Source organism: Ruoffia tabacinasalis (genome assembly GCF_042652985.1).
Taxonomy (GTDB): domain Bacteria; phylum Bacillota; class Bacilli; order Lactobacillales; family Aerococcaceae; genus Ruoffia; species Ruoffia tabacinasalis.
In genome coordinates this window covers 69134-80711 of sequence record NZ_JBHSHQ010000050.1, presented here as the reverse complement: position 1 = coordinate 80711, position 11578 = coordinate 69134, and the positions used below count along the sequence as shown (strand labels likewise).

Annotated in this window: 11 protein-coding genes; 3 read left to right on the top strand and 8 right to left on the bottom strand. The window is 35.3% G+C overall.

What is annotated here, in order from left to right:
* The first annotated feature begins 15 nt into the window (after positions 1–15).
* Positions 16–912, top strand: a complete 897-nt coding sequence (locus ACFO5Y_RS08875; protein WP_197104021.1) for a DUF1189 family protein — start codon at positions 16–18, stop codon at positions 910–912.
* A gap of 52 nt (positions 913–964) precedes the next feature.
* Here the strand turns inward: ACFO5Y_RS08875 and ACFO5Y_RS08870 are convergent, their stop codons facing one another.
* Positions 965–2281, bottom strand: a complete 1317-nt coding sequence (locus ACFO5Y_RS08870; protein ID WP_197104020.1) for a DEAD/DEAH box helicase — start codon at positions 2279–2281, stop codon at positions 965–967.
* Positions 2282–2460: 179 nt separating this feature from the next.
* On the opposite strand from ACFO5Y_RS08870, the gene zwf reads away from it, so the two are divergent.
* Positions 2461–3900: a glucose-6-phosphate dehydrogenase gene (zwf, locus tag ACFO5Y_RS08865; protein ID WP_197104019.1), complete on the top strand. Its 1440-nt coding sequence runs from the start codon at positions 2461–2463 to the stop codon at positions 3898–3900.
* A 53-nt stretch (positions 3901–3953) separates the two neighbouring features.
* Here zwf and ACFO5Y_RS08860 read toward each other — a convergent pair whose 3' ends face one another.
* From ACFO5Y_RS08860 to ACFO5Y_RS08830, 7 genes are all read right to left on the bottom strand, one after another.
* Entirely contained in the window at positions 3954–4934 is a 981-nt protein-coding gene (locus tag ACFO5Y_RS08860) for a DHH family phosphoesterase (RefSeq protein WP_197104018.1), read from the bottom strand.
* 23 nt (positions 4935–4957) lie between these two features.
* On the bottom strand, positions 4958–6277 hold the full coding sequence (locus ACFO5Y_RS08855; RefSeq protein ID WP_197104017.1) for a DRTGG domain-containing protein: 1320 nt from the start codon (positions 6275–6277) through the stop codon (positions 4958–4960).
* A gap of 86 nt (positions 6278–6363) precedes the next feature.
* Positions 6364–7167, bottom strand: a complete 804-nt coding sequence (locus ACFO5Y_RS08850; protein ID WP_197104016.1) for a ZIP family metal transporter — start codon at positions 7165–7167, stop codon at positions 6364–6366.
* Between the two features lie 12 nt (positions 7168–7179).
* Complete coding sequence (dinB, locus tag ACFO5Y_RS08845; RefSeq protein ID WP_197104015.1) at positions 7180–8295, bottom strand: DNA polymerase IV; 1116 nt, start codon at positions 8293–8295, stop codon at positions 7180–7182.
* A 154-nt stretch (positions 8296–8449) separates the two neighbouring features.
* The gene (gene yajC, locus ACFO5Y_RS08840; RefSeq protein ID WP_138403666.1) at positions 8450–8821 is read right to left on the bottom strand and encodes a preprotein translocase subunit YajC; all 372 of its coding nucleotides are present in this window, start codon (positions 8819–8821) and stop codon (positions 8450–8452) included.
* 71 nt (positions 8822–8892) lie between these two features.
* Positions 8893–10038, bottom strand: coding sequence for a tRNA guanosine(34) transglycosylase Tgt (tgt, locus tag ACFO5Y_RS08835; RefSeq protein WP_138403665.1), 1146 nt, complete (start codon positions 10036–10038; stop codon positions 8893–8895).
* A 15-nt stretch (positions 10039–10053) separates the two neighbouring features.
* The gene (locus tag ACFO5Y_RS08830; protein WP_197104014.1) at positions 10054–10830 is read right to left on the bottom strand and encodes a glutaminyl-peptide cyclotransferase; all 777 of its coding nucleotides are present in this window, start codon (positions 10828–10830) and stop codon (positions 10054–10056) included.
* A gap of 71 nt (positions 10831–10901) precedes the next feature.
* Here ACFO5Y_RS08830 and ACFO5Y_RS08825 point away from each other — a divergent pair, with 71 nt between their 5' ends.
* Entirely contained in the window at positions 10902–11528 is a 627-nt protein-coding gene (locus ACFO5Y_RS08825) for a lysophospholipid acyltransferase family protein (RefSeq protein WP_197104013.1), read from the top strand.
* The last annotated feature ends 50 nt before the right edge of the window (positions 11529–11578 follow it).

Below are 11578 nucleotides of genomic sequence, written 5' to 3'. Positions count from 1 at the left end.
GTAAAGGACGGTTCAATGAAGAAAATATTTAATTTACTTAAACTAGGGTTAAAGAACCCTCGCTATTATATTGAATCGATAAATGTGCCGTGGAAATATATTCATTTGGTTGCTTTTGGTTCTATATTAGCAATGACACTAGCGATGTTCGTTAATATTATTCCAATTTTTTCACAAATTTCAGATGACTTCTCTAATGCGGTTGAATATATTCCAGAGTATTCTTTATCAGAAGGAACTTTGAATTTAGCTGAAGGAGAAAAACCACTCTATTATCAATCTGATTCAGTGCAAATCGTCATTGATGATTCAATCAATACTGAAATGGGCTTTGAAACAGAAGTACCAGCTGAACAAAGAGAAATGTTGATGCCTAATTCACCGTTTGGGATCTTTATTATTGAGGATTACGCATTTCTAACCGTTGGTGAGGCTGTTCAAGAAATCCCTGGTTACGATTATCTTTTCGCAAACAATCATCGCTTTGAATTATTTTTAAATTATATTGTTGAAGAATCATTTTCAATTAATACAATGATGTTTGTAGTAATGCTAGTGACTGCTTTCTTCGTTTACTGGTTCCAAATTATATTAATCAGTATTATGGCCGGTTTCTTTAATGTTCGATTGACTAGAGCCATTAATTTCAAAGCAAGACTGAAGTTAACAGTAGTAATCTCATTTGTGCCAATTTTATTACTCGAGTTAATGTCGATACTAATTCCGGGATTCGTCGCAACACAGTTTACTTTAGCTGCAATTACTTTATTTCTATTGTATCTTGCTTTTAAAAACCACACTAAATTTATTCATACTATTATGAATAACCTTGATGAAATCGATACAATCGATTTAGACTTTAAAGATGATACTGAGAGTCAAGACAACGATGATGATGACGAAGAAAAATAATATTAACAAAATTAAAACCAGCTTCCATTAAAATTGGAAAGCTGGTTTTTTATTATTTCTTGCGCTTATTTTGACGTGCTTGTGTTCGTTTATGTGATTGGATTTGTCGATCTAATTTTTTCTTATAGCCTGGTTTTACTTTACGTTTTTTATTACGTTGAATCATACCTTTAATCACAGTATCTTCATTTTTCTTTTTGTCTTCACGTTTTGCACGAGCATTTCTAGCTTTAACTTCTCTAATTTCACCTTTTACGATGTCAACGTGCTCAAATTCAATCCCTTTTTTCTCTAAAGTATGAATATCACGTTCGTTGTCAGGCTCAATTAAAGTATAAGCAACACCTTTAATATTGTTACGTCCTGTACGACCAACTCGGTGGATAAAGAATTCTAATTCGGTTGGAATTTCCATGTTAATAACCATAGATGTTCCTGGAATATCAATACCACGCGCAGCTAAATCTGTCGCTACTACATATTGGAATTCTAGATCACGAATTTGTCGCATCACTCTTTTACGTTCTCTAGGTGTTAGTCCGCCATGAATCGTCGCTACTTTTAGTCCTTTATTTTTTAAGAAATGACTGACTTCATCAGCATATTGCTTTGTGTTACAGAAGATCAGTGCTAAGTATGGCTCACCCATTGTTAGTAAGGAATAAGCTATCTCTGCTCTATCTCTGCCTCGCGTATAGATTAAGTAATTCTCTATCATATCAGCAATAACACCCTGATTATCGATTTCGATTACTTTTGGTGCCGTCATATATTTATTTAAGAACACTTCTAATGTTTGAGGGATTGTTGCTGAGAACACCATGATTTGTAATTCTTCCGGCATTCTAGAGGCAATCTCGTCAACTATCGATAAAAATCCTAAATCCATTGTCATGTCAGCTTCATCAACAACGAATGTTTTGGTTGATTGAACCCAAAGTGCATTTTCAGACATTAAGTCAAAAATTCTCCCCGGAGTACCAATAACTAATTGAGGTTGTTCATTATTTTGTAATTTTTCAAGTTGGCGTTGTTTATCAGTACCTCCAATATAACGCACGACTTTGATTGGTTTCTCTGAAAACTCAGCGATTTGAATTGCTACATTATATAATTGTTCTGCTAATTCTCTACTTGGAGCAGTGACTACTGCTTGGACTTCATTTGCATCTGGATCAATTTGGTTTAAGATGGGCACTAAAAAACTATGTGTTTTTCCTGAGCCGGTTTGGGATTGAACAATTAAACTTTGTCCATCTAAAGCATGTGGGATCACTTCTTCTTGAACAGGGGTTAAAGTTTCAAAGCGAATGTCTAATAACGCATCTTGAATAAATTGTTTCAACGGTAATTCTTTAAATAATTTCATAATAATCTCCTTTCACTGTACTTTTTACTAACATGTCAAATTATACAAGTATCGGTAAAGAAAAACAAACCAGAGTAATATTAAAATAAAATGAACAAATTATTAGATTTTCGTCTTGTTAAATTGTAACTAGGTCCTTTTTAAGCTATAATATTGGTTGTTAAAGATGGAGGGATTTCATGGAAAAACATCGTTTACTCATTACATTGTTCGGAGCTACGGGAGATTTAGCTGCCCGTAAGTTATATCCAGCAATATATCGATTATACAAAAACAATTATATATCTGAACATTTTGCCTTAATAGGAACTGCTCGTCGCCCTTGGACAGACGATTATTTGCGTGAGGTAGTCCTAAACAGTATTAAAGATGAAATTGATGACCAAGCACATGCTGAAGAATTTGCATCACACTTCTATTATCAATCACACGATGTGAATGATGTAGATGAGTACCATAATTTACAAGAATTAGCCTTAGAGTTAGAGGAAAAGTATCAAACACAAGGGAATCGAATCTTCTATATCTCACTCTCGCCTAGCCTATTCCCTATAATTACGCAGCATATTAAAGGTTCTGGCTTAGCTACGGAACAAGGTTATAACCGATTAATTATCGAAAAACCATTCGGAAATGACTTTAATTCAGCCAATGAATTACAAGATCAACTTCAAGTTTCATTTGAAGAAAATGAAATTTACCGTATTGACCATTATTTAGGAAAAGGCTTTGTTAAATCACTCCTAAATTTACGCTTTAGTAACATCATGTTAAAGTCAATTTGGAATAAAGAGAATATCGACCATGTTCAAATTACGCTTGCTGAAGAAGTGGGTGTTGAAGATCGTGGTGACTACTATGAAAATAGCGGTGTATCTAAAGACATGATACAAAATCATGCACTTCAAATGCTTTCATTAGTTGCTATGAACGAACCAAAGGATGATGAGCCTGAGTCGATTCGACAAGAAAAAATTCATATACTTAAGAATTTACATCAATATGATTCAGTGAATGAATTACTAGAAAATGTCGTGCGTGGCCAATACGGACAAAGTGAATCCAATGAGTACAAAGCGTACCGTGAAGAAGATAAGGTAGATGCTGAGTCAACCACTGAAACATATTTCGCAGCCAAAGTTTTAATTGATTTACCAGAATGGGAAGGTACACCTTTCTATATTCGCTCTGGAAAGCGACTAGAAGGAAAATATACAACGATTCATGTCCAGTTTAAAGCAACTAAAGAAGGTGTGCCTGGCAATAGATTAATGATTGAAATTAATCCAGACCTAGCTTATCGACTTTATTTAAATCAAGAAACGATCGGTTATACTAATGAATTAAAACAAATTGAATTGTCATACTCACCAGATGAGGAAGAAATTAACGCAATGCCTGCAGATTACGAGCGTTTAATCTTAGCATGTATTCAAGGGAATTTAAATAACTTTAATCACTGGCTTGAAGTTGCACATGATTGGAAATTTGTTGATAATATTCAGCGCCTCTGGAAAGAAGCTCCGAAACCTGATTTTCCAAACTACCCAGCAATGTCTAGTGGGCCAAAAGCTGCTGATGATCTCATTAATAAACAAGGCTTTGATTGGTTTGATTAAATAAAATACAAAGCAAAAGACCAAGTTGACTCAAAATCAACTTGGTCTTTTCTCTATTCGCTTATATTATCTAAATATGCTTGCGCTGCTTGCCCTAAATCCTCTAATAAATGACTCATTTCCTCTTTGCTATAGACCGAGGCACCACTTGCTTTAGGATGCCCTCCACCATGGTATTTAGCCGCTATTTCATGGATTGCTGGTCCTTTTGATCTCACTCGAACTCTCCAGTATGGATTGTTACCTTCTTGTTCGATGAATAATGCCCAAGTATTAACACCCATAATACTTCCTGGAATTCCGACAGCAACATTCGATTCTTCTTCACTAATTCCATATCGTTTAAGATCCGCTTGATTAATTAAGATATGAGCCACTCCATTATCTGTAATTTCTAATTGATCTAAGACAAAACCTTGGAATTTTGCTTGCTCCATTGATTTAGTATTGAATCGGTCATTGATAATAAAATGATCAATATCCAGCTTAAGTAATTCTGCTGCTGTTGTTAGTGTTGTTGCACTTGTCGAATCATATTGAAAACGTCCAGTGTCTCCTACAATGCCTGCATATAACATAAAGGCAGCTTCCTTTGTAAGTGGCAACGCTTCTCCCAATTCAAGTGAGATATTTGCGATAATTTCACTACATGAACTGGCTTTTGTATAAACCATTTCTAAATCCCCATAACTATCCACATCAGGATGGTGGTCTATTTTTACAAGTTTTGCTCCTTTATTGTAACGCTTATCTTCAATTCTAGGATGATTGGCTGTATCGACAACGATGACTAATGCATCTTCATAATCTGAATCTGCAATCTCGTCCATCTCTCCCATCCAAGACAAGCCTTTTGACATTGTCCCTGCTGCTAAAACTTTTTTGTTCTCAAAAGTACTCTCAATTAAATACTTTAAACCAAGTTGAGAACCAAACGCATCTGGATCCGGTCTCACATGTCGGTGAATAATAATTGTGTCGTATTCTTTAATGTATGATAATAATTTTTGTACTTTCTCAGTTTCTAAATACATAGTCTATCCCTTCTATATCTCATTTACTTTGTTTCTATAACTTGCGTCGTGATAATTGCTTTTGCAACTAAAGAATTTTCATGGAAAACATTGACCTCAATTAAGGCTGTTCGTCTATTCTGATTGAATATATCAACTTTAAACTGAATTAAATTCCCCATTTGAATTAATTTGAAATAATGCAAATCAATCTTTTCAATAATATGATTTTGATTGGTTGTATCATAAAATTTTTGATAAGCAGAATGCGAAATTAATTCACAGAGAACACCATAAGAAATCGTTCCTAAACTGTTTAACATTTGTGGTTGGACCACAACGTGGTAGTCATACTTATGTTCTTGTGTCTTTAAGATATATTCTTCAATATGCATAATAATATCATCTTCAAATGTATTTACAATTTGTGGTTGCTTTTGAATCATTTGAATTCCACGCATAATATCTTGACGTGAGACAACGCCTAATAATTCCATATTATCTTCTATAACAGGAATCATCTCAATATCTTCACGCACCATCAGTTGTGATACACTTGCGACGGTCATATGTTTTTGAACGGTCACCAAATCTTTAGTCATGACTCTTTCAATTAGGACTGATTCAGATTTCCCTATGAGGTCTTTAGCTGTCACAACTCCAATCAAACGACTGTTATGGTGGACTGGAAAGCGTGAAAGTCCAGATTCACGTGATAGGTCATAGAATGTATTCACAGTGTCTTGAGCAGTTAATGCAGGTGTTTGATCAATCGGCGTAAAGATATCCGCAATTGTCATAATTTCTTTCTTAATTTCTTGATCCGCCATAGAACGGTTAATAATCGTCGCCACTGTAAATGAATCAAATGGTGTTGAGATAACTGGTAATTTCTTCTCGTTTGCTAGTTCCACTATCTTATCGCTCGTATCAAAGCCACCCGTAATAAGTACGGCAACATCATTCTCTAATGCCAGTTGTTGAACTTCTTCTCTGTTCCCCACAATGATAAGTGAATTCGGCACAAAATATTTTTTTACGTCATTTTCTTGCATTGCACCGATAATGAATTTGTTTAGATGACGATCAAGGCCTTCCTCCCCACCTAGAACAGTCCCTTCGATAATTGAAACCATTTCATTAAAGCGTAACATTTCTGGTAAAAATTTTGATTTCTTTTCAATTCGGATTGTTCCAACTCTCTCAATTGTTGAGACAATACCTAGTGTTTCAGCATCTTTAATTGCACGGTAAGCTGTTCCCTCACTCATATTTAAGTGCTTAGCGATGCCACGTACGGATATTTTTTTGCCAATGGGAAGTGTTTCAATATATTGTAGTATTTGATTATGCTTAGTAGTCACTAAATCCCTCCAGATAAATAAAAAACTGTTATACTGTAATTCGATAATTACAGTATAACAGTTTAATTACAGATTGAAAATAATTATTAACCTAAGGCCACATCTAATATCATCATTAAGACAAAACCACCGATTAATGCTAAGGTCGCATCATCCGTATGGTTAGATGATTGTGATTCAGGTATTAATTGCTCAACAACCACAAAGATCATTGCTCCTGCTGCGAAAGCAAGTGCATAAGGTAATATTTCTTGAACAACTAGGACGGCTGCTGCCCCAATAACCGCTGAAACTGGTTCAACAATTGCTGATAACTGTCCCATTTGAAATGCTTTTCGTTTCGTTCTTCCGTCTGCATATAATGGTAATGATAAGGCTGATCCTTCAGGTATATTTTGTAAACCGATACCAATAGCTAACGCAATGGCTCCAGTTAAAGTTGCTCCGCCATTACCGATACTTGCTGCCGCGAAGGCAACTCCTAAGGCTAGTCCTTCTGGAATATTGTGAATCGTTACAGCTAAGAACAACATCGTCGTCTTAGGCAACTTGCGATTGTCCGAATCTCCATGATCTTCAGATAAATGCGTATGTGGTACCGTGTAGTCAAGTAATCTTAAGAATAAACCACCGACTACAAAGCCGACTGCTACTGGTAACCATGCCGGTAAAGAAGATGCACTTGATTCAGCATACTCTAAGGCAGGTGCTAATAAAGACCAAAAAGATGCTGCTATCATCACTCCTGCCGCAAAACCTTGCATAATTGCTAAAAAGCGATCATTTACTTCTTTAAAAAGAAAAACAAAAGCAGAACCAAATAATGTACAAAGCCATGTAAATATTCCCGCAACTAGTGCTTGAAAAATTGGATTACTAAATAATGCCATATATAAATTCTCCTAGTCTAAGTCAAGTTTAATTGATGTATATAAAGGATGGTCAAAATTTGAAAAAGTCACACCTAATAATCGAATAGTCCGGTCAAGATGTCCATGTTCTTCCCAAATTTCTTTAGCTAATTCTATACTCTTTTCAACAGACTCAATCGATTCAATGGATTGAATTTGTCGAGTAATCGTCTCAAAATTATCGTATCGAATTTTCAAAGTAATCGTATGTGCTCTCATATCAGAAATATGATGTCGATTGTCAACCTTGTGTATCAATTTAACTATATTATCTACTACTTCAGACTCTAATTCAAGAAATACCGAAAAGGTTCTTTCTCTTCCAATTGATTTTCGTTCGCGCTTATTATTCACTGGTGTATTATGAACGCCTCGCACTTTAAAATATAAGGAATAACCCATCTTACCAAAGTTTTCAATTAAATCATCGAGGGACTTTTCATATAAATCTTCCCCAGTAAAAATTCCCAAATCATGAAAATGCGGGAGTGACTTCTTTCCTACTCCATGAAATTTATCGATACTTAACTCTTTTAAGAATTGAACTGCATCTTTAGGTTCAACTAAGGTGATTCCGTTTGGTTTATTATAATCTGAGGCAATTTTTGCGATGAATTTGTTATACGATATCCCCACCGAACAAGTTAAACGCGTTCGGCGAAATACTTCTTCCTTTATCTCCATAGCCATGATTGTCGCACTCTTCATATTCTTCTTATTATTAGTGACGTCCAAATAAGCCTCATCTAGAGATACAGGCTCAATTAAATCCGTATATTCATTAAAAATTTCTCTGATTTGCATCGATATTTCTCGATAGTAATTTAAATCTCCTTGGATAAAGACAGCTTTAGGACAGCGCATATAGGCTTCTTGAGCAGACATCGCAGAGTGAATGCCATACTTTCTTGCTTCATAATTGCAGGTTGATACGATTCCCCGTCCGCCGGTAAGTTTGGGATGCTTTGCTATAACAACTGGCTTATTCTTTAATTTAGGATTATCTCTCACTTCAACACTGGCATAAAAGGCATCCATGTCGACATGGAGAATTTTTCTAGATATATCGGGTTCAACTTCATCAAAAGATAAAATACCATATTGCACGCAACTCACCTCTCTTTATTGTATATATTATACAAACACTTGTTCGTAAAATCAATCTCTATTGCTTAAGGAATATTTCCAGACGTCTTTATATGACAACAAAAAAATGCTCCAAGAAATTCCTTATACAGGAATTCTTGGAGCTTTATTGAAATTAAAGAGTGCTTTCAGTTTCATCGCTTTCTTCAGCGATGTCTTCACGGTTTTCTTCGCGAGCAATATCGTTCGCTACTTCAATTTCGTCTTGACGATCTACAATGTTACCACCTTGAGTAACTGTAGCGATAGCACCTAATGTAAATGTTAAATATACACCTTCACAATCAAGTACGACTGTTTGACTACTTTGGCTTACTTCATCTACAACACCATGAAGTCCTCCGATAGTCACTACTGCGTCACCTGGTTTCATGTCATTTAACATCTCTTGTTTTTTCTGTGCCTGTTTCTTTTGTGGTCTTATTAGCATGAAGTACATTACAGCAAATAAAACTATAAACGGCATAAAACTTAGAATAAATTCCATTAACGTTTGTCATCCTTTCATTTTTTAAGCATAAAGACAGTGTATCAAAAATTGAGACATTTAGCCACAATCTAGAAGCTTTTTGCGTTTGGTTTATTATATCCGTATCTTTCGAAGAAATCTTCTCTAAATTCTAGTAATTGATCATCCATGATCGCTTTTCTAACGTTGCGCATTAATTCTAATAAGAAGTAGACATTATGAATTGACGCTAAACGCATACCAAATAATTCATCTGTCTTAATTAAATGTCTTACATAAGCACGCGTATAATTACGGCAAGTGTAGCAATCACAATTCTCATCAATCGGTCTGAAGTCACGGGCATATTGAGCGTTTTTCACAACTAAACGTCCTGTACTTGTCATACAAGTTCCGTTTCTTGCGATACGTGTTGCAAGAACACAGTCAAACATATCAACCCCACGAATAACACCGTCAATTAAAGCATCCGGTGAACCTACACCCATTAAATAACGTGGTTTATCTTTTGGTAATTCGGGTGTTAAGTAATCTAAGACACTATTCATCTCATCTTTTGTCTCACCAACTGATAATCCACCAATTGAATAACCAGGGAAATCAAGTGACACTAGATCTCTAGCGTGTTGAATACGTAAATCTTTATAACCCGCACCTTGAACGATTCCGAATAAAGCTTGGTCATCCGGTCGTTGATGCGCTTTAAGTCCACGCTCAGCCCAGCGGGTTGTTCGGTTAATTGAATTTTTAACATAGTCATAACTATGATGGAAGTCCGGACATTCATCGAAACTCATAATAATATCTGCTCCAAGAGCATTTTCGATTTGAATTGCTTTCTCTGGTGTTAAGAATAATTTCTCTCCACTAATATGATTTCTAAAATGCACGCCCTCTTCTTCAATTTTACGCATATCACTTAGTGAGAAAACTTGGAAGCCTCCAGAATCCGTTAAGACTCCACGGTCCCAGTTCATGAACTTGTGTAAGCCACCCGCCTCTTCAACAATATCTTCACCAGGTCTTAACCATAGATGATATGTGTTACTTAAGACAATTTCTGCACCCATATCTTTTAATTCTTCCGGAGATAACCCTTTGACCGTTGCTAATGTTCCAACTGGCATATATATCGGTGTTTCAAAGCTACCATGAGGTGTATGTAAAATACCTAATCGCGCGCCTGTATTTTTCTCTTCTTTTATTAATTCATATCTAATTGCTGGTTCTGTCATAATATTTCCTTTCTATTATTGCTTTAATTCTATCTCAAAAATAACCGGATACAGTTTCCCTGTAATATAAAACTGATTGCCTTCAATATGTGCAATTCCATTAAGGGAGTCTATTTCATCCAACTCTTGGTCTGTCAAATTCTCTTCGAGAACTTCAGTCAGGTCATACTTATATGCCACAATACCCGTTTTTGGATCGATGACAATGATTTCATTAGTATACCATACATTTGCGTAAATATATCCGTTAGCAAATTCCAACTCATTGATTTCTTCTACTAATTGATCATTATAAGTCACGTCAATTGTGTCGATCACTTCAAAGGTATTTGGATCTCTTTGTTCAAGCACACTCGTTCCATCTGACATCCAAATGACATCTTCTTGGTCATCATAAGCTAGTCCCCAGCCTTCACCTTCATAATCAACGGTATCTATTATTTCTAAAGTATCTTTATCTCTTTTAAATGCAACGCCACTCCGCCATGTCAGTTGCCACACAGCATCTGAAGTGACTGTTAGACCTTCACCGAATAATTCTTTATCTAATTGATCGACGACGTCATAATGACCTGTGTCTAAATCTAAATAACCAATCTTTGATTCACCGTACAAACCTGTCCCTAGCAGTAACTCACCTGCTTCATTTAATTCGAACCCTTGCGTGAACGCCGTCGAATCACTTGGATGAATTGACAAAAGTTCATATTCATCTTGAGAAGCCACTGGTATTATTGGTATAATACAATGAACGCAAATTAATAATGTTATTTTGTGAATGATTTTCTTCATAAAAAACTCCTTTAACCCAACCTGATAATATAGTAATTTTATCATATTTTTTAATAGAAAGGTCGTTAGTAATGAATCTCTATTCATTTTTATTATTTATAGTCAAATACATTGTTTACATTTTTAACGGAAAACCATATGTCGTTGGTCAAGAAAATTTATCAAAGGATGCTGCAATTATTGCATCAACTCACCGTCATTGGTTAGATCCAATTTTCTTAGCTATGGTTGTTGAACCAACTGAAATTGCTTTTATGGCTAAGGATACTTTGTTTAAAAATAAAATCTTCCGCTATTTATTACCAAAATTAAATGTTTTCCCTGTCAAAAGAGAAAAACCATCACCGAAGTCACTTCGTCGTGGTGTTGAGGTAATGAATGAAGAAAATAAACATCTAGGAATTTTCCCTACAGGCTCACGCTACTCTACTGAAGTAAAAGGTGGAACTGCCTTTATTCAAAGACTGAGTAAGAAGGATATTATTCCAATTGCTTTACAACCGCCAATGAATGCGAAAGAATTTTTCTTCCGAAAAAAAGCAAAAGTAGCCATTGGTGAACCTATTTCTTTCGATGATTCTAAAAAGTATACTCGGGAAGAACTGAAACAAATTGATATTGCAATCGCAGAGGCTTTCGATAAATTAGACAAGCAACTTGATCCTGATTACGAATATATTCCAAATAAAAAAGACTAATAAAAAGACATCTAACTTTCCTTCCAATTTGAAGGCAGCTAGATGTCTTA